17 protein-coding genes and 1 pseudogene are annotated in these 21,855 nt (G+C 71.3%); 13 read left to right on the top strand and 5 right to left on the bottom strand.

Annotated features, from left to right (window positions below; all coding sequences use genetic code 11):
- Window positions 1-42: 42 nt before the first annotated feature.
- On the bottom strand, window positions 43-855 hold the full coding sequence (locus ACFXOA_RS11605; protein ID WP_385025245.1) for a site-2 protease family protein: 813 nt from the start codon (window positions 853-855) through the stop codon (window positions 43-45).
- A gap of 121 nt (window positions 856-976) precedes the next feature.
- Between ACFXOA_RS11605 and ACFXOA_RS11600 the strand changes: the two genes are divergently transcribed.
- Complete coding sequence (locus tag ACFXOA_RS11600; protein ID WP_385025242.1) at window positions 977-4,285, top strand: BTAD domain-containing putative transcriptional regulator; 3,309 nt, start codon at window positions 977-979, stop codon at window positions 4,283-4,285.
- Between the two features lie 47 nt (window positions 4,286-4,332).
- Here the strand turns inward: ACFXOA_RS11600 and ACFXOA_RS11595 are convergent, their stop codons facing one another.
- From ACFXOA_RS11595 to panB, 3 genes are all read right to left on the bottom strand, one after another.
- Complete coding sequence (locus ACFXOA_RS11595) at window positions 4,333-5,190, bottom strand: ABC transporter permease (RefSeq protein ID WP_385025239.1); 858 nt, start codon at window positions 5,188-5,190, stop codon at window positions 4,333-4,335.
- Entirely contained in the window at window positions 5,187-6,206 is a 1,020-nt protein-coding gene (locus tag ACFXOA_RS11590; protein WP_385025236.1) for an ATP-binding cassette domain-containing protein, read from the bottom strand. Before ACFXOA_RS11590 ends, ACFXOA_RS11595 begins: the two co-directional genes overlap by 4 nt.
- Before the next feature lie 133 nt (window positions 6,207-6,339).
- Window positions 6,340-7,227: a 3-methyl-2-oxobutanoate hydroxymethyltransferase gene (panB, locus tag ACFXOA_RS11585; protein ID WP_385025233.1), complete on the bottom strand. Its 888-nt coding sequence runs from the start codon at window positions 7,225-7,227 to the stop codon at window positions 6,340-6,342.
- Window positions 7,228-7,411: 184 nt separating this feature from the next.
- On the opposite strand from panB, the gene ACFXOA_RS11580 reads away from it, so the two are divergent.
- The 3 genes from ACFXOA_RS11580 to ACFXOA_RS11570 all read left to right on the top strand — a co-directional run bounded on the left by ACFXOA_RS11580 (window position 7,412) and on the right by ACFXOA_RS11570 (window position 11,017).
- Window positions 7,412-9,022, top strand: coding sequence for an MFS transporter (locus ACFXOA_RS11580; protein ID WP_385025230.1), 1,611 nt, complete (start codon window positions 7,412-7,414; stop codon window positions 9,020-9,022).
- A gap of 61 nt (window positions 9,023-9,083) precedes the next feature.
- On the top strand, window positions 9,084-9,827 hold the full coding sequence (locus tag ACFXOA_RS11575) for a TetR/AcrR family transcriptional regulator (protein ID WP_385025227.1): 744 nt from the start codon (window positions 9,084-9,086) through the stop codon (window positions 9,825-9,827).
- A 167-nt stretch (window positions 9,828-9,994) separates the two neighbouring features.
- Window positions 9,995-11,017 (top strand): endonuclease/exonuclease/phosphatase family protein, encoded by a 1,023-nt coding sequence (locus ACFXOA_RS11570; RefSeq protein ID WP_385025225.1) that lies wholly within the window; start codon window positions 9,995-9,997, stop codon window positions 11,015-11,017.
- Between the two features lie 98 nt (window positions 11,018-11,115).
- Here the strand turns inward: ACFXOA_RS11570 and ACFXOA_RS11565 are convergent, their stop codons facing one another.
- Window positions 11,116-11,652, bottom strand: coding sequence for an HPP family protein (locus ACFXOA_RS11565; protein WP_385025222.1), 537 nt, complete (start codon window positions 11,650-11,652; stop codon window positions 11,116-11,118).
- A 152-nt stretch (window positions 11,653-11,804) separates the two neighbouring features.
- Here ACFXOA_RS11565 and ACFXOA_RS11560 point away from each other — a divergent pair, with 152 nt between their 5' ends.
- The 9 genes and pseudogenes from ACFXOA_RS11560 (at window position 11,805) to ACFXOA_RS11520 (ending at window position 21,844) form a co-directional block, all read left to right on the top strand.
- On the top strand, window positions 11,805-12,461 hold the full coding sequence (locus tag ACFXOA_RS11560) for a CGNR zinc finger domain-containing protein (RefSeq protein ID WP_385025219.1): 657 nt from the start codon (window positions 11,805-11,807) through the stop codon (window positions 12,459-12,461).
- Between the two features lie 160 nt (window positions 12,462-12,621).
- Window positions 12,622-13,209: pseudogene (locus ACFXOA_RS11555) on the top strand (LysR family transcriptional regulator); the annotation flags it as partial.
- Between the two features lie 60 nt (window positions 13,210-13,269).
- A complete protein-coding gene (locus ACFXOA_RS11550) occupies window positions 13,270-13,947 on the top strand; it encodes a substrate-binding domain-containing protein (protein WP_385025531.1) in 678 nt (225 codons plus the stop codon).
- A 216-nt stretch (window positions 13,948-14,163) separates the two neighbouring features.
- Complete coding sequence (locus ACFXOA_RS11545; protein WP_385025216.1) at window positions 14,164-14,580, top strand: cupin domain-containing protein; 417 nt, start codon at window positions 14,164-14,166, stop codon at window positions 14,578-14,580.
- Window positions 14,581-14,692: 112 nt separating this feature from the next.
- The gene (locus tag ACFXOA_RS11540; RefSeq protein WP_385025214.1) at window positions 14,693-15,208 is read left to right on the top strand and encodes a cobalamin B12-binding domain-containing protein; all 516 of its coding nucleotides are present in this window, start codon (window positions 14,693-14,695) and stop codon (window positions 15,206-15,208) included.
- Window positions 15,205-16,536, top strand: a complete 1,332-nt coding sequence (locus ACFXOA_RS11535) for a methylaspartate mutase (RefSeq protein WP_385025211.1) — start codon at window positions 15,205-15,207, stop codon at window positions 16,534-16,536. The genes ACFXOA_RS11540 and ACFXOA_RS11535 overlap by 4 nt, the downstream gene beginning before the upstream one ends.
- A gap of 39 nt (window positions 16,537-16,575) precedes the next feature.
- Window positions 16,576-18,591 carry an FAD/NAD(P)-binding protein gene (locus tag ACFXOA_RS11530; protein ID WP_385025210.1) on the top strand — a complete coding sequence of 672 codons (2,016 nt, stop codon included), beginning with the start codon at window positions 16,576-16,578 and terminating at the stop codon, window positions 18,589-18,591.
- Complete coding sequence (locus ACFXOA_RS11525; RefSeq protein WP_385025207.1) at window positions 18,588-20,291, top strand: AMP-binding protein; 1,704 nt, start codon at window positions 18,588-18,590, stop codon at window positions 20,289-20,291. The genes ACFXOA_RS11530 and ACFXOA_RS11525 overlap by 4 nt, the downstream gene beginning before the upstream one ends.
- Before the next feature lie 332 nt (window positions 20,292-20,623).
- On the top strand, window positions 20,624-21,844 hold the full coding sequence (locus tag ACFXOA_RS11520) for an MFS transporter (RefSeq protein ID WP_385025204.1): 1,221 nt from the start codon (window positions 20,624-20,626) through the stop codon (window positions 21,842-21,844).
- Window positions 21,845-21,855: the final 11 nt, after the last annotated feature.

Below are 21,855 nucleotides of genomic sequence, written 5' to 3'. Positions count from 1 at the left end.
GCCGGCACAGGGCGCGGAAGGACGCGTGAGGCGCCGCCGGTTTCAGCGGATCACCGCGCAGCCCGGGTCCTGGTCGCCGAACCACTCCTGCCAGAAGCGGTAGGTGTCGAGCCCGCAGTACGTCTCGACCTCGCTGACGCCCAGGCCCCGCAGCAGCGCGTCCACCGCGTCGAAGAAGAAGCCGTTGACCTCCGGGACCCACAGCAGCCCGAAGACCGCGATCAGCCCGAAGGGCGCGAACGGCTCCACCTGGCGGCGGATCCCGTGGGAAAGCCACGGTTCGATCACCCCGTAGCCGTCGAGCCCCGGGACCGGCAGGAAGTTCAGGATCGCCGCCGTCACCTGGAGCAGTGCGAGGAACGCCAGCGCGAGCCGGAAGGTGACGGGGACGCCGTCCAGCGCGTCCAGCCAGAAGGGCGCGGTGCACACGACGGCGAACAGGACGTTCGTCAGCGGGCCCGCCGCCGAGATCAGGCTGTGCTTCCATCGCCCGCTGATCCGGCCCCGCTCGATGTACACGGCCCCGCCCGGCAGCCCGATACCGCCCATGATCACGAAGAGCACCGGCAGCACGATGCTGAGCAGCGCGTGCGTGTAGGTGAGCGGGTTGAGCGTCAGATAGCCCTTCGCCCCGACCGAGATGTCACCGCTGTGCAGCGCGGTGCGCGCGTGCGCGTACTCGTGCAGGCAGAGCGAGACGATCCAGGCCGCGGTGACGAAGAGGAAGACCGCGAATCCGGTCTGCTCGGCGAAGTCCGTCCACACCGCCCAGCCCGAGACGGCCATGACGGCGACGATCCCCAGGAATACCGGGCTCACCCGCCGGTCGCTGCGGCGGCGGAAGGCGGTGGTCATGGCGGAACTCCTGAGGGCTGGACGGCGGCCGGAACCCCGACGGTACGGGTGCCACGGCGGGAACGTCTCACAGTCGGGTGGTAGTTCCTCGGAGGGACGGGCCGTCACGGACAATGGGCGCGTGCACTACGGCATCCTCGGTACCACCCGTGTCCTCCGCCCCGACGGCTCTCCCGTCGCCCTCGGCGGGGCGCGGCTGCGCGCCCTGCTCACCGTGCTCGCCCTGCGCCCCGGCAGGACGGTGCCGGCCGGTGTACTCGTCGACGAGGTGTGGGGTGCCGACCCGCCCGCCGACGCCCCCGGAGCACTTCAGGCCCTGGTCGGACGGCTCAGGCGCGCCCTCGGCCGGGACGCCGTCGAATCGGCCACCGACGGCTACCGCCTCGCCGCGGACCCGGACGCCGTGGACCTCCACCACTTCGACCGGCTCGTGGCGAAGGGAGCCCGGGCCCTCGAACAGGGTGACGCGGCCGGCGCCACCGCCGTACTCGACGAGGCGCTGAACCTCTGGCGCGGTCCCGCGCTGGCCGATCTGCCGGACCGCGCCGTGGAGGCGGCCCGCTGGGACGCCAGGCGGCTCGACGCCCGCCGGACCCGGATCGAGGCGCTCCTCGCGCAGGGCCGCACCGGTGAGGTCCTGCCCGAACTCGCCGGCCTCTGCGCCGATCACCCGCTGGACGAACCGCTCCAGGCACTGCGCATCACCGCGCTGAGGGACGCGGGACGCACCGCCCAGGCGCTCGCGGCGTACGAGGAGGTCCGCGCCCTCCTCGCCGACCGGCTCGGCACCGACCCGGGCCCGGCCCTGCGCGCCCTGCACACCGAACTGCTGCACCAGGAGGCCCCGGCCCCCGAGGCCCCCCGCCCGGCCCGCGCCGCGAAGCGGCAGGGCAACCTGCGGGCGCGGCTCACCAGCTTCGTCGGGCGGGAGGCGGACATCGCCGCGCTGGGCGAGGACCTGACCCGGTCGCGGCTGGTCACCCTCCTCGGCCCCGGGGGCGCGGGCAAGACCCGGCTCTCCCAGGAGGCCGCGGAATCCGTCGATCCGGCAGCCTGGCCGGACGGTGTCTGGCTGGCGGAACTCGCGCCCGTCGACGACCCCGAAGCCGTCCCGGAGGCCGTACTCACCGCCCTCGGCGGCCGGGAGACCGTGCTGCGGGGGGCGGGCGCCGAGGAACTCCGGGCGGCGGAGCGCGGCCCGGGCGAACGGCTCGCACGGCTCACCGAACACTGCGCCACCCGTCGCATGCTGCTCCTCCTGGACAACTGCGAGCACCTGATCGAGGCGGCAGCCGCCCTCGCCGAACACCTGCTGGCCCGCTGCCCCGGCCTCACCGTCCTCGCGACCAGCCGTGAACCACTGGGCGTACCGGGGGAGTTCGTACGGCCGGTCGACCCCCTGCCGGACGCGACGGCACTGCGCCTGTTCGCCGAACGCGGCGCCGCCGTGCTCCCCGGCTTCCGGACCGACGCCGACGCACGCTCACGGGAGGCCTGCACCGAGATCTGCCGGCGCCTCGACGGTCTCCCGCTCGCCATCGAACTGGCCGCCGCCCGGCTCCGGATGCTCACCCCCCGTCAGATCGCCGACCGCCTCGACGACCGATTCCGCCTGCTGACGGCCGGCAGCCGCACCGTGCTGCCGCGCCAGCAGACGCTGAGGGCGGTCGTCGACTGGTCGTGGGATCTGCTGAACGAGGACGAACGCACCGTGCTGCGCAGGCTGTCGGTCTTCTTCGGCGGCTGCTCACTCGACGCGGCCGAGGAGGTCTGCGCCGCCCGGCCGGAGGATGCCCGCGAGGTCGCGGCCGTGCTCGGCTCGCTCGTCGACAAGTCCCTGGTCGTGGCCGCCCCCACCGACGACGGCGAGATGCGCTACCGCCTCCTGGAGACGGTGGGGGAGTACGCCGCTGAACGGCTCGACGAGGCGGGGGAGCGGGAACTCGTGGAACGCCGGCACCTGGTCTTCTACCGGGAGCTCGCCCGCACCAGGGACCCGGAGCTGCGCGGCGCCGGACAGCTCGCGGTCCTCGGCCTGTTCCAGCGCGAGTACGAGAACCTGCGCACCGCCCTTCGGCGCGCCGTGGCCCTCCGGGACGAGCAGGAGTCGCTCTCCCTCGTGCTCTCGCTCGCCTGGTACTGGCAGATGCGCGACCTGCGGGACGACGCGCTGCACTGGGCGGAAGCAGTCGGCGCGCTCGGCCCCGACCCGTTCGCCCCGCCCGGCGAACGCGCCCCCTCCCTCACGGAACGCTGCACCGACGCCCCGCCGCCGATGCGCCCCGAACTCCTCCAGGAGGCCAGGCGGCAGGTGGCGCTGATGCAGATGGCCACCATGGACCACGGTGACCAGGACTGGACGGACGAGGCCGGCCAGGCCCGGCTGCGGGTGATCGCCGACACCTACACGGCCGGCCAGCCGCAGACCTGCCGTTCCCCGGGGTCGCTCTGGTTCTTCGCCGTCATGTTCACCGGCGACACCGGAACCCTGCGCGGCCTGCTGGACGAACGGGTCCGTGCCTCAAGGGATTTCGGCTACGACTGGGAACTCGCCGCCGCGCTCCAGGTCCGGGCCAACATCCTGGCCAACTGGCCCCGCTGGGCGGCTGACGCGCGTGAGGACTCCGACGAGAGCCTGGCGATCTTCCGCCGCCTCGGCGACGACTGGGGCGCCGCCGAGGCCCTGTCGTCGCGGGGTGAGGCCGCCGAGAAGACGGGCGACTACGAAGGGGCCGCAGAGGACTACCTGGCGTCGATCGGCTATGCCGAGAAGATCGGTGCCAGGTCCCAGGTGCTGGTACTCCGCACCCGGTACGCCGCCACGCTGTCCGAGCTGGGCCGCGTCGCGGAGTGCGAGGCGATCCTCCGGGACGTCCTCGTCGAGGGGAGGCACACGGGGCCCGAGGGGACGGCCTTCGCCCGGTACTTCCTCGGCCTGTGTCTGGGAATGGCCGGCCGCACCGAGGAGGCCAGGGAGCAGCTCACCCTGCTGCTCGAAGAGTTCGGGGCGGCCGCCATGGGGACGTTCCAGGGCTTCGTGCTCACCGGTCTGGCGTGGCTGGACAACCAGGACGGCCGTTACGCGGACGCCCTGGACCGGAGCCGCCGGGCGCTGGAGGCCTCCAGCAGCCATCTGTGGCTCATGATGGCGCCGGACATGCGCTCGCAGTGCCTGATCATCCACGCCCGGGCGCTCGGCGGACTCGGCGGGGAGCGGAGGGCCGTCCTGGGGGCCCGGCTGCTGGCCGCCGGACGGGAACTGCTGCCGGAGGGGCACGTACCGGTGCGCACGGAGCGGCAGAACGAGGCCGCGGCCGAGGACCTGCTGCGCGGAGTGCTCGGGGACGCCGCCTTCGAGTCCGCGTACGCCGAAGGCGGCGGCCTCTCCCGGGAGGAGGCCACCGCCCTCGTGATCGAGTACCGCGACTGAGCCGTCGGCCCGCCCGCGCCCTCTCCCCGGCCCGCACCGGGGGTCCGTCAGGACTTCTTGCGGAACTTCGACACCGCGAGCGGCGCCATCACGGCGGTGATGACGACCGTCCAGCCGAGCGTCAGCCAGACCGAGTGGCCCAGCGGGCCGCCCATCATCAGCCCACGGGCCGAGTCGGCCAGGTTGGACAGAGGGTTGTAGTCGGTGAACGCCTGGAGCCAGCCCGGCATCGTCTGGGTCGGGGCGAAGATGGACGAGCCGAACTGGAGCGGCATCATCACGATCATCCCCATTCCCTGGACGGCCTGGGCCGTCTTCATGGTCAGCCCGAGCAGGATGAAGATCCACATGATGGCGGCGCCGAACGCGGCCGACAGAGCGATCGCCCCGACCAGTCCGAGCACCGAACCGTGGAGCTCCATGCCGAGCGCGAAGCCCATGCCCAGCAGGATGAGCGTGGCGACCGTCATCCGGCCGAGCTCGACCACGATCTTCGCGATGAGCACCGAGGACCGGGCGATCGGCATGGTGCGGAACCGGTCCATGACCCCCTTGCGGAAGTCGTCGTTCACACCGGAACCCACGGCCATGGCGATGTTCATGCCCATCATCGCCATCAGGCCGGGGATCAGGTAGTTGAGGTAGTCCTGCCGGTCGCCGCCCAGGCTGCTGCCGACCGATCCGCCGAAGACGTACACGAAGAGCAGCACGAAGATCACGGGCATCAGGAGCGCGTCGAACATCGACTCCGGATCCTTCTTGATCTGGAGCAGGTTGCGGCGTACGAGTGCCCCGATGTGGCGCAGGTTGTTCCGCAGCCCGATCCGGCCCTCGTCGTGGGGCTTCGTCAGGGGGGTGGAGCTGCCCGCGCCGGTGGAGGCGGGCGTCAGAGTCGTCGTGCTCATGCCGCGACCTCCTGGGGGTTCGTGTCGGTGACGGTGGCCTTGTCGCCCGTGATGGCGAGGAAGACCTCGTCCAGGCTGGGCAGGGCGGTGGCGACGTGGGCGAGGGAGAAGCCCCGGGCCCCGAGCAGCCCGATGACCGCGGTCAGCTGCTCGTCGCTGAGGATGGGTACGTAGAGCAGCCCTTCGTCCGGGACCGCCTGGGCGCCCGCCGTGCCGTCGAGGCCGGCCTCCCGCAACGCCTGGGCCATCGCGGCCAGTTCGTCCGGGTCGGAGGGCCGGATCTGAAGGGTGCGGCCGCCGACCTTGGCCTTGAGCTCGTCGACACCGCCGCGGGCGATGATCCTGCCCTTGTCGATGACCGTGAGTTCGCTCGCGAGCTGCTCGGCCTCCTCCATGTACTGGGTGGTGAGCAGTACCGTCGCGCCCTCCGCGACCATCCGCTGCACCTCGTCCCAGACCTCGTTGCGGGTGCGGGGGTCGAGCCCCGTCGTCGGCTCGTCGAGGTAGAGGACGGCCGGGCTGCCGATCATGGACGCCGCCAGGTCCAGCCGGCGCCGCATGCCGCCGGAGTAGTCCATCGCGGCCTTCTTCGCCGCGTCGGTGAGCGAGAAGCGCTCCAGCAGCTCGTCGGCGCGGGACCGGGCGTTCTTGCGGGACAGGTCGAGCAGCCGCCCGATCATGTAGAGGTTCTCCCAGCCGGACAGCTTCTCGTCGACCGAGGCGTACTGACCGGTGAGGCCTATGGTGCGCCGGAGCTGGCGCGGCTGCCGCACCACGTCGTAACCCGCGACGACGGCGTGTCCGGCGTCCGGGACGATCAGGGTGGAGAGGCAGCGTACGAGGGTGGTCTTCCCGGCGCCGTTGGGACCGAGCACGCCGAGGACGGTGCCCTCGCGCACATCGAGGTCCACGCCGTCCAGCGCCTTGGTCGTGCCGTAGTGCTTGACCAGCCCCCGTACCTCGACGGCGTTGGTGCCGCGGTTGAGGTTCTTGTCGTGTCGCTTCATGGGGACCATCAGACCAGGCGCCACCGACAAGTCACCGACATGTCGGTGACAGCGGGACCGACAGGCTGCCGACAACGCGCGACAGCCCGCCGATGGGGGATGTCGGCGGGCTGTCGGTGGTGCGGCAGTGGTCTCGGGTGCGTCAGTGGAAGGTGTGCTCCGCGGCCGGGAAGGTGCCGCCGACGACCTCGTCGGCGTACGCCCTGGCGGCGTCGGCCATCACCTGGCGCAGGTTCGCGTACTGCTTGGTGAAGCGCGGCACCTTGCCGCCGGTCAGGCCGACCATGTCGGTGTAGACCAGCACCTGGGCGTCCGTGTCGGGCCCGGCGCCGATCCCGACGGTCGGGATGTGCAGGGTGCGGGTGACCTCGGCGGCCAGTTCGGCCGGTACGAGCTCCAGCACGACGGCGAACGCGCCCGCGTCCTGCACCGCCTTGGCGTCGCGCAGCAGCTGCTGGGCGGCCTCCTCGCCGCGGCCCTGCACCCGGTAGCCCATCGCGTTGACGGACTGCGGGGTCAGGCCGATGTGGCCCATCACCGGGATACCGGCCTCCACGAGCAGCCTGATCTGCTCGTGGGAGCGCTCGCCGCCCTCCAGCTTGACCGCGCCGACCCCGGCGTCCTTGATCAGCCGGGTGGCGTTGCGCAGGGCCTGGACCGGCCCCTCCTGGTACGCCCCGAAGGGCAGGTCGGCGACGATGAGGGCGCGCCTGGTGCCCCGTACGACGGCGGACGAGAGGATGGTCATCTCGTCCATCGTGACGGGCACGGTGGTCTCGTAGCCGAGGTGGCAGTTGCCCATCGAGTCGCCGACGAGCATGACCGGGATGCCGGCCTCGTCGAAGACGGACGCGGTCATCGCGTCGTAGGCGGTGAGCATGGGCCACTTCTCGCCGCGCTCACTGGCGGCGGTGATGTCGTGGACGGTGATGCGGCGGGTGCTCGTGCCTCCGTACAGGGCCTTGCCCTGACCGGGAGTGGGGCCCGCGGGGGGTGTTGCGTTCTGATTCTGCGCAGCCTGAAGCGACATTGCGAACGGCTCCTTCGTCATCTCGAGGCGCCCTCACGGCGTCCCCGGATCCCTTCCATGGTGGCATCTCCCGGCCGTTCCCGTGAAGTGGGCCCGCCGCCCGCGGTGAACGCGCACCGGCGAGAGGGTAAAGGCTTTCCAATACGAGACGGTCTCGTATTGGAAGTCGATTAGAGTCGTACTCATGTCCATACCGTCCGGCGCCCCAGGCGTCGCTCGCCGCGTCCCGGAGGCGGTCCACCGCCGCCGCTGGGCCATCCTCGGCGTCCTCATGTTCAGCCTGCTCATCGTCGTCCTCGACAACTCGATCCTGAACGTCGCGGTCAAGACGATCGCCAGCCCCGAGCCGACCGGCATCGGCGCTTCCCAGAGCGAGCTCGAGTGGGCCATCAACTCCTACACACTCGTCTTCGCCGGGATGCTTTTCACCGCCGGGCTCCTGGGCGACCGCATCGGCCGCAAGAAGGTCCTGCTGGCCGGCATCCTCGTCTTCGGCCTGGGTTCCGCCCTGGCCGCCTTCTCCTCCTCGCCCGGGCAGCTCATCACCTGGCGCGCCCTGATGGGCTTCGGCGCGGCGTTCGTGATGCCCGCCACGCTCGCCGTGCTGATGAACGTCTTCGAGCGTGACGAGCAGCCCAAGGCCATCGGCATCTGGGCCGGCAGCGTCGGTCTGGGCATCGCGATCGGTCCGATCACCGGCGGGCTGCTCCTGGAGCACTTCTGGTGGGGCTCGATCTTCCTGGTCAACGTGCCCGTGGTCGTCGTCGCACTGATCGCCATGGCCGTCCTCGTGCCCGACTCCAAGGACCCGGCCCCCGGCCGCGTCGACCCGCTCGGCGTCGTCCTCTCCATCATCGGCCTGGTCCTGCTGGTCTACGGCATCATCCGGGGCGGCGAGCTCGCCTCCTTCACCGATGTGACCGTCCTGCTGCCGCTGATCGGCGGCCTGCTGGTGCTCGCGGTATTCGTGTGGCACGAGAAGCGCAGCAGCCACCCGTCCATCGACATCTCCTACTTCCGCAAGCCGGCCTTCTCGGCGGCCGTCGCGGCCATCGCGCTGGTCTTCTTCGCGCTGATGGGCGTCACCTTCTTCTCCGCCTTCTACCTCCAGAGCGTGCGCGGATACAGCGCGCTCCAGTCCGGTCTGCTGATCCTTCCGCTCGCGGCCGCGCAGATGATCTTCGCGCCGCGTGCCCGGCTGGTCGTCGACCGCTTCGGCGCCAAGGCCGTGTGCACCGTGGGCATGCTGCTCGTCGCCGCGGGACTCTCGGCCTTCGCGCTGTTCGACGCGGACACCCCGCTGTGGGTGCTGTGCCTGGTGTTCTTCGTCCAGGGCACCGGCATGGCCCACATCATGCCGCCGGTCACCGTCGCCGTGATGCAGGCCCTGCCGCGTGAGCGGGCGGGCTCGGGCTCCGCCATCAACAACACCTTCCGGCAGGTGGGCGGCGCCCTCGGTGTCGCCGTGCTCGGATCGGTGCTCTCCACGGTCTACCGGGGCGACATCGAGGGCCACCTCGGCGCCGTACCGGCCGCGGCCAGGGACGTCGCGGGCGAGTCCATCGAGGCGACGCTGGGTGTCGCGGAACGGATGGGACCGGCCGGGAAGCCGCTGGCCGCCGCGGCGAACGACGCCTTCATCGGCGCCATGCACGTCACCGCGCTCGGGTCGGCGGCGGTCGCGCTGATCGGCGCCGTGGTCGTGGCCGTCTTCCTGCCGGGCAGGCCCCCGGCGGCCCGGACGGCCGGCGATCAGGCCGGTTCACCCGCCAAGGAGCCGGCCACCCGGTCGTGATCCGTGCGGCCGGCCGGGGGCTCGCTACGCCCCCGGCCGGTCGGCGAGAATCGGACGTACGGTGATCAGCGAACGGCGGACGGCGCAGCGAGAGGCGGCCCAGGTGCGGCAGTCGGCACAGAACCCGGCACAGGACCCGGCCGAGGGTGCGGCCCCGCCGCCCTGCGAGGGGTCCGAGCCACGCCGGGGACGGCCTCGGAGCGCGGCGGTCGAGCGGGCGATCCTCGACGCCGTGGTCGAGCTGCTGGAGACGGGGGAGACCCTGGAGGGCCTGTCGATCGAGCGCATCGCCCGTACCGCGGGTGTCGGCAAGGCCACCATCTACCGCCGCTGGAGCGGCAAGGAGGAGCTCTTCGTCGACGTCCTGCGTGACATGGAGCCGGCCGACCCCGTGGTCTCCGGGACCGCGGGCCTGGACGACCTGCGCGCCATGCTCGACTACGTGCGCAGACGCGGCGTCGCCCAGCGCTCCTCAGCGCTCCTGCACAACGTCTTCGTGCAGATGAAGAAGCACCCCCGGCTGTGGACCGAGTACCAGTCCACCGTCCTGGCCCCGCGGCGCGCCGCGATGAGGGCCGCCGTGCAGCGGGCCGTGGATTCGGGCGAGCTCCGCGGCGACCTCGACGTGGAGCTGATGAACGACCTGTTCCTGGGGCCCGTGCTCCACCGGACGATGCACCGCCCCGACTCACCGCTGCCCGAGGACCTCGCGGACCAGGTCATCCGTGCGCTCCTCCAGGGACTCGCGCCGGGCGCGGCGGCGGCCCCGGTCCCGCCCGGGGGTCCGGCGCCCGCCTCCGTGTGATCGTTCTGTCACAAGCCCCGATGCCGCCGTGGTGGCCGGAACCTGTCGCGACGTATCAGTCGTCCTGATGGCAGTACGGCCGCCGTGGGCGGCGGGAACGGCGCCGCCCATCGCCTAGGGTCGGGAGGCGCGGCGATGTGTACGGCAAGGCAGTGAGGACGAGCGCGATGGTGCAGGCGTACAGGGCGGACACCGAGAACCCCGGCGGAGCTCCGCACCCGGGCTCACGTCTTCGGGCCCTGCGCCACAGACTCGCCTCGGACCGGGGCATCTGGCGGCGCGGAATCCTCCTGGCGCTCTGCTCGGTCCTGCTGACCGTCGTGATGGTCCTCCACTCCGACATCCCGAACACCATCGGCAACCTGGGCAGCCTCACCGAGACGTTCCTGCCGTGGTTCGGACTGCTCGTGCCCGTCCTGCTGGTGCTGGGGCTCCTGAGGCGTTCGGCGACCGCGGTCCTCGCGCTCGTCCTGCCGGTCGCGGTCTGGCTGAATCTCTTCGGCGGCCTGCTGTTCGCCGACAAGTCGGGCACCGGCGGCGACCTGACCGTCGCCACGCACAACGTCAACGCGGGCAATCCCGACCCCACGGGCACCGCCCAGCAGGTCGCCGGATCGGGCGCGGACGTCGTCGCCCTGCAGGAACTGCCGAGCGGCAAGGTCGGGGCGTACGAGGACGCGCTCTCCGACGCCTACCCGCACCACTCCGTGCAGGGCACCGTCGGCCTGTGGAGCAAGTACCCGGTCTCGGATTCCCGGCCCGTCGACATCAAGCTCGGCTGGACCCGCGCGATGAGCGCCACGGTGACCACCCCGGAGGGGCAGGTCAAGGTGTACGTCGCCCACCTCCCCTCCGTGAGGGTCAAGCTGAACGCGGGCTTCACCGCCAACCAGCGCGACGACAGCGCCGACGCCCTCGGTGAGGCCATCGCGGACGAGCCGCTGAAGCGGGTGGTCCTCCTCGGTGACCTGAACGGCACGATGAACGACCGCTCCCTGAACGCCGTCACCGCCCAGATGCGCTCCACCCAGGGCGCGGCGGGCGACGGATTCGGCTTCAGCTGGCCGGCGTCGTTCCCCATGGCGCGCATCGACCAGATCATGGTGCGGGGCGTCGAACCCCTCGCCTCCTGGTCCCTGCCCGCCACGGACAGCGACCACCTCCCGATCGCGGCCCGCGTGCGTATGTGACGGGGCCGCTCCGGGGGTGGCCGGTGCGCAAGGCGGCTGATGTGTGACGGCCTGCAGCCCGGATGCCTGTCAGCGACATGCGGGAGCCGTCGAGGCGTCTACCACCAGTAGGTGGGGTACCGGGTCGCACCGCCGCTGCGTGCGGTGACGATGCCCACGCCGACGATCACCGAGGTGGCCAGGAGCAGCAGGGCGAGGAAGAGCACGGTCCCGGGCTCCGACATGACCACGATGACCGCGGTCGCCGCCGCGGGTGAGTGAGGCGTCCTCGCCAGGGCCATCGCGCCGATCGCCAGTCCGCCGGCCACCGCCGAGGTCCATACGGAGCTGCCGCCGACGGCCAGGCACACGAATCCGACCACGGCGGAGACCAGTTGGCCGCCGATGACGCTGCGTGGCTGCGCCAGGGGGAGGGCCGGCGCGGCGAAGACCAGGGCGGCGCTCGCGGCGAGGGGCGGGATCAGCACCGTCTGGTCGAGGAGGACGCCGATCGCCACCAGGGAGACGAGCGCCACCACGCCGCCGAGCGTGGCCAGCGAGACGGTGGGGATCGCGGGGCGGGGCGGCGCCTTGCTCGCCGGCACCGGACTGCGGCGGGGCTGTGCGGAGATCTCGGGCGTCTGCGTGTCGGACACGGACGTTCCTTCCTGGGGACGGGATGAGCGGCAGGACGGGCACCGGGGACGGGGCGGTGCGCGTACGCCGGCCACGCATGGGCAGCTAATGGGTGCATCCTATGCATAGCCATTAGCTACAGATGGCGAATTCGAGACGGCAGGATGGGGGCATGAGCGATAACACCGATCGGCAGCGCGGCCGGTCGCCCATTGACGAGCTCCCTCTGACGGGGGAGTCGTTGGCTCTGGACCTGGTCAACACGACCTACATCAGAGGTGGCGTGAGAGGGCACCTCGTGGATGCGCTGACCACCCCTGAGGACCTTCGGAACTGGCTTGTTTCGCACCAGGAGGTGCTTCCCGCAGGGCCGATGGGCCGGCTCGAGACGTCCGTACGGGCCGGGCGCGGCCATCTGGAGCGGTTCCTCGAACTGCGCGGGTCGCTGAGGTCGCTGGCGTCGGCGCTCACCGAGGGGGAGGCCATGAGGCCGTCGGACCTCGCGGTGGTGAACGACGCGGCGGGGCTGGCGGTGCGGTGGCGGGAACTGCGGGTCGACGGCGGTGCGGGGGAAGGGAGCGGCCGCCTCCTGGCGGCGGACCACTGGCCGGAGCCCGACGCGGTACTCGTCCTGCTCGGTGCGACGGCGTGCGCGGCCGTGGAGCTCTTCGGCGGCCCCGACGCCGCGAAGCTCCGGGCGTGCGAAGCTCCGGGCTGCATCCTGTACTTCGTCCGAAGACACGCCCGTCGCGCCTGGTGCACGACCGGCTGCGGGAATCGCGTGCGGGTCTCCCGCCACAGCCGCCGTTCCCGGGAGGCCGACCGCTGACATCCTGCGGGGGCACGCGGCCCGGGGGTGGGGCGTGGCGTCTGCCGGCCTGCATCTGCCGCCGTATCCCGTCGGGCGCGGCCGTCCCTGGAAGCACCCCGGTGAGGGAGGCGCGTCCCGGTGTCCTGCGGGGCGCCGGACGAATTTCGGGATCGCGGTGATGAACGGAGCACGACAGGTGCGCAGCCGCCGGGTGAGATGTTCGGCGGACCGGAAACCGTCCCGGGGTTCTCCGCCTACCGCGAGAGCGGTATCGAGGAGTTCGACCGGCCGGTTCGCCCTTACGCGGAAGGGAGTCCGGCGGGGAGGGGGCGGGTCGGTCGCTGTCCCACGGGTCCTGGGAGCAGCTGGGGCGGCGGCGTTTGTTCGAGGCGCATGCCCATGGCAGGATCTGGCTAACGGGATAGGAGTCGGCAGTCCATTAGTCAGGCCGGTCGGGCGAGTGTCTGCAGTGACTCGCACCGCCAGGCGTGGGGGTCTCCGAATCCGGGCACGCCAGGGGAGGCAGGCCCTGTGCGGCGCCGGAGGCGGTTCCCGCGCACTGCCGTTTTTCTTTGGGGGAGGAAAGGCAATGGATCTTGCGCTCTATCAGTTACGGACTTTTCGTGAGGTTGCTCGTCTGGGTAGCTTCACGAAAGCCGCTCGAAGCCTGGGGTACGCACAATCCAGCGTCACGTCACATATTCGTTCGCTGGAATCATGTATCGGAATTCGGCTGGTCCAGAGATTGCCGCACGGTGTGAGCCTGACGCCGTCGGGAGACATTTTCCACGAGTACGCGAACCGCATATTCCATGTGGTCGACGAGATGTCCAGCGCCCTGAAACCATCGGGTGAACTGGAAGGCCGTGTCACCGTCGGAGCCTCCGCGCTCCTCCTGGAGACCAGGGTGGGCTCCCTGGTCCAGGACTGCCGCCACCGGTACCCGAAGGTGCAGGTTTCGCCCCGGCAGCTCGTCATCAGCAACGCGGCCCGGGCCGTCCAGGCACACGAGGTCGATCTGGCGCTGGTGCACGGCGACTTCGCCGGCGGCGCGCGGGAGCTGCCCGGCCGTCTGGTGGTCGAGGAACTGCCGGATCTCGAAGTGGTGCCGGTCGGATCGGTGGAGCTCGCGCGGGACCCGGACCGCACGCGGGCGTTCTCGCAGGTGAGGGTCCTCGCGGTCGATCCGGACTGCTCCTCGCACCGGGTCATGGTGACAGCGCTCCGGGAGATCCACGGAATCGAGCCGCAGGTCATCGAGGCAGGGTCGGTCGGGGGAGCGCGAGAGCTCGCCCGTGTCGGCTACGGGATCGCGATGCTGCCCGCCGAGTCGGTGCGGGTCGAGGGGGAGGGCAGCGGGCTGGCCGTCCTCCCGGGGCTGCCCCGTGTCCGGCTCGGTGTCCGTGCGCTCTGGGCAGGGCGTGAGCTCGCGAGCGCGCCCGTCTCCGCATTCCGCGAGGTGGCCGTCAGGGCCGGCAGGCAGCGGGAGGCGCAGCCGGCCTGACAAGACGTCACGATGTGCGTCAGGGGCGGGTGGGTGGAGCACGGGCGACCGTGCTCCACCCACCCGCCCCTTTGTCCTTGCCCGCCTCGCGGCCGCACCGTCACCGACCCATCGGGAAATCTGATGACGGCCATCGCATTTGGGCCGGATCGGATGGAAGCGTCCGTACCTAGGCTTCTCGAGGAGATCCAAGAGGAACCTTTGAGAGGTGGGAACGTGTCTGACATCGCCTACATTCCGAATGTCTTCCGCAGCGGATTCGAACTGGACGATCTGGACTGGGTCACCTGGTCCGAGCCGGGCCGCGCAGGTGTCGAGCACCATGTGCTGTGGGCGCCCGACGAAGCGAAGGGGGAGAATTCGGTCGGCCTGCTCCTGCGCTTCCCGCCGGGTGCGCACGGAGACTTCCACGAGCACCTCGGCCAGGAACTGATGCTGGTCCTCGACGGAGTGCTCGACCACAGCGACGGCATCTCGTATGTGAAGGGCGACCTTGTGGTTGAGGGGCCTGGGACCGAACACCAGATGTCCAGCCGCACGGGCTGCACGGTGCTGGCGATCCGCACCGCGCCCGTTGCCGCGCGTACCCCGCAGAGGCCGCTGCGCCCGGTCGGCGTCACCGCGGCCCCCTGACCGGTGCGGGCAGGGGGCGCGTCTCCCGCCGCCGGGCCCGCCCGCCCGGTCGCACCACCGGCGTTCCGCCAGGCACCACACCTCCTCCCGTCGATCCGAAGAGAGCGGTTCCTTGTCCACGTACAGCCTCCAGACTCCGCACGGCCCGACCCACGCGGAACAGGCGACGGTCCCCTTCGCCTCCGGCGAGCCCGGCGGCCGCAGGGTCCTGGTCTCCAGCGTCTCCTCCGACTCCCACACCTGGAACCTCGTCTTCCTCCAGCTTCTCCTGGAGGAGATGGGACACGATGTGACGAACATCGGGTCCTGCGTCCCGGACGAACTCCTCATCGAGGAGTGCAGGCGGGTCCGCCCTGACCTCGTCGTCATCAGCAGCGTCAACGGACACGGCGCGCTGGACGGCGCGCGTGCGGTGCGCCGGCTGCGCAGTCAGCCCGACCTGCGGGACCTGCGCGTCGTGATCGGCGGGAAGCTGGGCGTACGCGGGCCCGACGCCGAACCCTGCGGGCCCGAGCTGGTCGAGGCCGGATTCGACGCGGTCTTCGAGGACGCCTCCTCGGTCACCGAGTTCCGGAACTATCTCGCCCGGTCCGGACGGCCCGCGCTCGCTGCGGCAGGAGCACGGTGACGGTGGTGGAACGCCCCGTACGGCACTCACCTGGCGTGCGGCCGGTCACGACGGAGAAAGGGACGTTCGCCACAGCGGTGGCCGAGGGCGTGAGGGCGGGAGAGCTCGTCGTGCAGCCCCGGATGGGTTTCGCCGACCTCCCCAGGATGCGCGAAGGCATGCACGCGGTGAAGGAGGCGCGCGCACGGACCGTGGGTACGCTCACGATCGACAGCTACACCCGGGTCGGTGACAACGAGTCGGCGCGCCGGGCGCTCGCCGACGGCACGGACCTCAACGGCTATCCGATCGTGGCCCATGGCCCGGTCGTGACGCGTGAACTGACCGCTCCGCTCACCGGATCCGGCTTCGCGATCCAGGTACGGCACGGCTCCGCGAACCCGCACCGGATCATCGAGGCGCTTCTGGACGCCGGCCTCGACGCGACCGAGGGCGGGCCGGTGTCCTACTGCCTGCCGTACAGCAGGACACCGCTGGACGACTCCGTCAACGCGTGGGCACGCAGCTGCGAACTGCTCGCGTCCCGGCCCGGAACCCATCTGGAGAGCTTCGGCGGCTGCATGCTCGGGCAGCTCTGTCCGCCCGGGCTCCTGGTCGCGCTCTCCGTCCTCGAAGGCGTCTTCTTCCGGCAGCGCGGACTGCGCAGCGTGTCGCTGAGCTACGCCCAGCAGACCCACCACGCGCAGGACGTCGAGGCGCTGCTCGCGCTGCGGACGCTGGCCGGCGAGTTCCTGGGCGGCATCGACTGGCATGTCGTCCTCTACACGTACATGGGCGTGTTCCCCCGGACCACGGAAGGCGCGCTGGGGCTGCTGCGCGAGAGTGCCCGCCTGGCGGTGATCACCGGCACCGAGCGCATGATCGTCAAGACGCCCGCCGAGGCGCACCGGATCCCCACCATCGGGGACAACGTGCGCGCCTTGGAGGAGGCGGCCCTGGCAGCCGCCGGATGCGACGGCCCCGTCGCGGCGGTGGATCAGGAGTTCGGCGTGCTGGCCGAGGCGCGCGCCCTGGTGGAGGCGGTCCTGGAACTGCACCCCGACACCGGGCGGGCCCTGGCAGGGGCGTTCCGGCGCGGACTGCTCGACGTGCCGTACTGCTTGCACGCCGACAACGCCAACCGGTCCCGCAGCTACATCGACACCCGCGGTGCGCTCCAGTGGCACTCCACGGGCGCCATGCCCCTCCGCGCCACGCCCGCGCCCGGACAAGGGCGGCTGCGGGCCGACGACCTGCTCGGCATGCTCTCGTACACCCAGGAATCCTTCGACCGGGCCGCCCTCGGCGAGCGTCGTCACGCCGTGGAGAGGCACCAGGCATCCGGCTGACCGCACTCGCGTATCACTCCTCACCGTAAGGAAGTAGCTGTGTCCGGATTCCCGTCCGATACACCTCCTCTCGTCATCGCCGTCATCGGCAGCGGCCCCAGGGGCATCTCCGTGCTGGAGCGGCTCGCCGTGCGGACCGCGGCCGAGGCCGAGCAGACGGCCGGCCGGCCCCGGCCCATTCGTGTCCACCTGATCGATGCCACCGAGATCGGTGCCGGCCGCGTCTGGCGCACCGATCAGGACGACTGGTTCACCATGAACACCGTGGTCAGTCAGGTGACCATGTACTCGGGCGACATGGACGACGGCCCCGACCGTCCCGGTGCCGGCCCTTCGCTGGGCGAATGGATAGCGCGCCGGGCACAGGAGGCCGGAGAGGAACTCCTCGGCCCCGACGACTACGCTTCCAGGGTCCGCTACGGTCGCTACCTCGTCCATGTACTCGACACCGTCGTGGCGGCTCTGCCCGCCCACGTGGAATTCGTTCCGGTGACCGGCAGGGTCACCTCGCTGCGGCCGGCGGAGGGCGGCGGATACCACCTCGGTATCGGCGACGCCGGTTCCCTGAAGGCGGACCGCGTGGTCCTGGCCACCGGCCACCCGGTCAACACACCGGGGAAATTCGAACGCGAGATGCTCGACTTCTCCGTGACGACCCCGGGAACCCGTTACCTCTGTGGTGACTCGGCGGCGGACATGCCCCTCGGCGAGAACGACATCCCGGCCGGAAGCGTGGTCGGGGTCAAGGGTCTCGGCCTCTCCTTCTACGATGTGATGCTCGCCCTGACCGTGGGGCGGGGCGGCCGGTTCGCCACCGGACCGGACGGTGTGCTCCGCTACCTGCCGAGCGGCCGGGAGCCCTTGATCGTCGCCGGATCACGCAGTGGTCTGCCTATCCCCGCACGCGGGCGCAACCAGAAACCTCCGCACCACAGCCATCGCGCACTCTTCCTGACCCCGGACGCGCTCGGACGCGCCCGGGCGGCCCGCCTGGCTCTGAACGGCAGCGAACAGCTCGACTTCGAGCACGACGTGCTGCCGCTGCTCCGCGCGGAGATCGACCACGTCCACTGCACCACCCTGGTACGCCGGTCCCAGGGTCCGGCCGCCGCGGAGGAGTTCGCCCGGGAACACGCGCGGGTGCTGCGGGAGGGCGGTGACCCCGGAGCCCTGCTGGAGCGGGCCGGGCTCGGCGATGTCGAGCCGGTGGACCTGGACGCGCTCGCCCGTCCGTTCGCCGGGCAGGTCTTCGAGTCCTCCGAGGACTTCCGTGCGCATCTGCTGAAGGTGATGGACGAGGACCTTGCCGCAGCCGAACTCGGCACGCTCGACGGACCGTTGAAGGCGGCGCTCGATGTGCTCCGGGACATCCGCAACGTGGTCCGGCAGGCCGTCGACCACGGTGGACTTCTGCCCGCTTCGCACACCGAGTTCTTCCACGGCCGCTTCCTGCCCGTCAACGCCCTCCTGTCGGCGGGCCCTCCGATGGCCCGCGTGGAGCAGCTCAGGGCGTTGATCACACAGGGTGTCGTCGAGGTCGCCGGACCGGAGACCTTCTTCGAGCCGGCACCGGAGGCAGGGGGTTTCCGGATCGCGTCCCCTCGTGTCCACGGTTCGGAGCGCATCGCCCAGACCCTGGTCGACGCCCGCATTCCCACCCCTGACCTGCGGCGTGACACGTCCTCGCTGACCCGGCAACTGGTGGACGAGGGACTGGTACGCGCCCATGTGATCGAGGGGCCGGACGGGCACCGCCATGTGACCGGCGGCATGGACGTCACGGTCAGTCCGTTCCGGGTCGTGGACGCCGACGGACGGATCCGGTCCGGCCTGTACGCCCTCGGTATCCCCACCGAGCACACCCGCTGGTTCACCCAGGTCGGCAGCAGCCGCCCGGGTGTCGGCACCCTCTTCTACCGGGACGCCGACGCGATAGCGGCGGACGCGCTTCGCCCGGAGACCGTGGTCCGACTGCCCCGGCAGGCGACCGCCGGCCGGCGGCCCGCGGCTCACGGTCGTACACCTTCGCCCGTCCGTGAGGGGGAGCCCGCATGAGCCGGGAACGGAACGGTGAGGGGCGCGGGGACGACTCCGCCGCGGGGGAGTTCCTGCGTGCCAGGGACATCCTGCTCGCGCACCGGACCGATCTCGCGAAGGCCGTCGCTGAATTCAGCTGGCCCCGGCCGGAGTTCTTCAACTGGGCGCTCGACCACTTCGACACGGTCGCCACCCGTACCGGCGTGCCCGCGCTGCGGATCGTCGGCCCGGGCGGCCCGGAGAGCGACGAAGTCCATGGATTCGGCGAACTGGCACGCCGCTCCGCCCGGCTCGCCAACTCCCTGCGCGCCATCGGTGTGCGACGGGGCGACGTCCTGCTGCTGATACTGGGAAACCGGGTCGAGGTATGGGAGACCATGCTGGCCGCCGTCAAGACCGGCGTGATCGTCATCCCCACCTACACGACGGCCACCCACGCGGAACTCGCGGACCGGGTTGAGCGGGGTGGGGTGAGCCATGTCATCGCCGAGGCGTCGCTGACGGACCGGTTCAACGGCATCCCGAGAGGATGGACCGGCATCGTCGTGGGTGGCGAGGCGGAGGGCTGGCTGCCCTACGAAAGCCTCGGGCAGGCGTCCGACGTCTTCGTGCCGGACGGTCCCACCCGGGCGGACGACCCGCTGTTCCGGTACTTCACGTCGGGCACCACATCGAAGCCCAAACTCGTGGAACACACCCACACCAGCTATCCCGTCGGTCATCTGTCGGGCATGTACTGGAACGGTGTCCAGCCGGGCGACGTCCACCTGAACATCTCCGCACCGGGCTGGGCCAAGCATGCCTGGAGTTCGTTCTTCGTCCCCTGGAACGCGGAGGCCACGGTGCTCGCTCTCGACGCGGCGCGGTCGAGCCCCGCCGACATCCTCGACGCGTTGCGCAGCCGCCGTGTGTCCACCTTCTGTGCCCCGCCGACCGTCTGGCGCGCGCTGGCGGGTCTTGGACTGGGTGAGCGTCCGCCGGCTCTGAGAGAGGCCGTAGCGGCGGGCGAGCCCTTGGAGCCGGCCCTGATCGAGCGGGTCGCCCAGTCATGGGGGATCCCCCTGCGCGACGGATACGGGCAGACGGAGACAACCGCGCAGATCGGCAACACGCCCGGCGGGCATGCGGTACCGGGCAGCATGGGACATCCGCTGCCCGGCTACAGCGTCGTCCTGGTCGACCCGGAGTCGGGCACGCCCGTCCCTGACGGCGTTCCCGGGGAGATCTGCCTGGACCTGGCCACGTCGCCCCTCGGTGTCATGCGGGGATACGTCGGGAACACCGCTCGCACGGCGGAGGCGATGGCCGGCGGCTACTACCACACGGGGGATCTGGCCGTACGTGACGCCGACGGCTCCCTGCACTACCTGGCGCGGGCGGACGACATGTTCAAGTCCTTCGATCACCGCATTTCCCCTCGCGAGCTGGAGGAAGTGCTGCGCGGCAACCCCGCGGTGGCCGATGCGGCCGTCGTCCCGGTGCCCGACCCGGTCGGCCTGTGGGCTCCGAAGGCGTACGTCGTCCTGGCCCCGGGACACCCCGCCTCCGCTGGTACGGCACGTGAGCTGCTGAGCCGGGCCTGCGCCGATCTGCCGCCCGAGAAGTGGGTGCGGTCGGTGGAGTTCGCGGCCTCCCTGCCGCGCACGGCGTCGGGAAAGGTCCGCCGGGCCGAACTCAGGGAGCGCCCGTCAGGTACGGAGTATCCACTCGCCGGCTGATCGCCGCCGAGGCGCCGGGCCCGCTCGTCGGGGTCCGGCGCCTCGCCGTTCTCCCGCACGACCGAGCCTCGGACCGTGCGGGATGTGCGTTTCCTCCGGTACAGGGATCGATTCCGGTCGCCGAAGGGGTGGACGCCGCGGAGTGACGCCTATGTCACACCGTTCGGCAACGGCTGGTTCACGTCCGGGCATAAAACGTCTGAGAGACTTTGTTCCGACGGGAAACATAACTCGTCGCGGCGATGAAGCCGACGCTCCCGCACAGACACTCAGACACCCACGCCACCCGGGCGGAACGCTCCGGGCGGCCCTCGCCCGAAAGGTCACCCACCATGCCCCTGGCCCTGCTCGCCCTCGCTGTGAGCGCCTTCGGCATCGGCACCACCGAGTTCGTGATGATGGGCCTGCTGCCCAACGTCGCGGACGATCTGGGAACGTCCGTACCCACCGCCGGATACCTCGTATCGGCGTACGCGATCGGCGTCGTCCTCGGTGCCCCGCTGCTCACCGGCCTCGGCTCCAGGATCCCGCGCAAGCGGATGCTCCTGCTGCTGATGGCCGTCTTCACCGTCGGCAACCTCGCCTCCGCCTTCGCCCCCGGCTTCGGCTGGCTGCTCGCCGGCCGGGTCCTCGCCGGACTCCCGCACGGCGCCTTCTTCGGCGTCGGCGCGGTCGTCGCCGCCCGCCTCGTGCCGGACGGCCGTCAGGCACGAGCGGTCGCCACCATGTTCCTCGGCCTGACCGTGGCCAACATCGTCGGAGTCCCCGCGGCCACCCTGCTCGGGCAGCACCTCGGCTGGCGTGCCACGTTCATGGTGGTCGCCGTGATCGGCCTGGCCGCGATGGCGGCGCTGGCCCGTCTCGTCCCGCAGATCCCCGTCGAGGCCCATCAGAACGTGCGCCGTGAACTGAGCGCGCTCGGCAGCCGGCAGGTGGTGCTCGGCCTGCTCACCGCGGTCCTCGGCTTCGCCGGCGTCTTCGCCGTCTACTCCTACCTCTCGTCCATGACGACCGAGGTGATGGGCTTCGGCGAGTCCTCGGTGACGCTCGTACTCGCGCTCTTCGGCATCGGGATGACCCTCGGGGCCCTGGCGGCGGGACCGCTGACCGACCGGGCGCTGCGACCCACCCTCTACGGCTCGCTGGCCGCACTGGCGGTCGTGCTGGTCGTCTTCCCCTTCGCCGTCCATGTGCGGTGGGCCGCGCTGGTCATGGTGGTGCTGCTCGGCGGCATCGGCTTCATGACGACCACACCGCTCCAGATGCTCGTGATGCAGAAGGCCAAGGACGCCCCGACGCTGGCCTCCGCCTCGAACCACTCGGCCTTCAACCTCGCCAACGCGGGCGGGGCATGGCTCGGCGGAGTCGCCATCTCGGCGGGCTGGGGCTGGACCTCCCCGGCCCTGGTCGGCGCGGTGCTCGCCGTCGCGGGCCTCGCGGTGGCGGTCACCGCGGGGATGATGGACCGGACCCCGGGCACCTCCCGTGTGGTGGCGTCCGGCGCGCGTCACGAGACGCGCGAGCACGCGGAGAGCGGCGCGGCGCGGGGCTGAGACGCTACGGG

Origin of the sequence: Streptomyces sp. NPDC059166, assembly GCF_042755185.1 — a bacterium.
Taxonomy (GTDB): domain Bacteria; phylum Actinomycetota; class Actinomycetes; order Streptomycetales; family Streptomycetaceae; genus Streptomyces.
This window is presented reverse-complemented; position numbering and strand designations above follow the sequence as displayed.

Coding starts and splice junctions, on each gene's coding strand:
- ACFXOA_RS11605 (WP_385025245.1), bottom strand. CDS start 855: ATGACCACCGCCTTCCGCCGCCGCAGCGACCGGCGGGTGAGCCCGGTA.
- ACFXOA_RS11560 (WP_385025219.1), top strand. CDS start 11,805: ATGAGCGATAACACCGATCGGCAGCGCGGCCGGTCGCCCATTGACGAG.
- ACFXOA_RS11520 (WP_385025204.1), top strand. CDS start 20,624: ATGCCCCTGGCCCTGCTCGCCCTCGCTGTGAGCGCCTTCGGCATCGGC.
- ACFXOA_RS11595 (WP_385025239.1), bottom strand. CDS start 5,190: ATGAGCACGACGACTCTGACGCCCGCCTCCACCGGCGCGGGCAGCTCC.
- ACFXOA_RS11550 (WP_385025531.1), top strand. CDS start 13,270: ATGTCCAGCGCCCTGAAACCATCGGGTGAACTGGAAGGCCGTGTCACC.
- ACFXOA_RS11525 (WP_385025207.1), top strand. CDS start 18,588: ATGAGCCGGGAACGGAACGGTGAGGGGCGCGGGGACGACTCCGCCGCG.
- ACFXOA_RS11580 (WP_385025230.1), top strand. CDS start 7,412: ATGTCCATACCGTCCGGCGCCCCAGGCGTCGCTCGCCGCGTCCCGGAG.
- panB (WP_385025233.1), bottom strand. CDS start 7,227: ATGTCGCTTCAGGCTGCGCAGAATCAGAACGCAACACCCCCCGCGGGC.
- ACFXOA_RS11570 (WP_385025225.1), top strand. CDS start 9,995: ATGGTGCAGGCGTACAGGGCGGACACCGAGAACCCCGGCGGAGCTCCG.
- ACFXOA_RS11590 (WP_385025236.1), bottom strand. CDS start 6,206: ATGGTCCCCATGAAGCGACACGACAAGAACCTCAACCGCGGCACCAAC.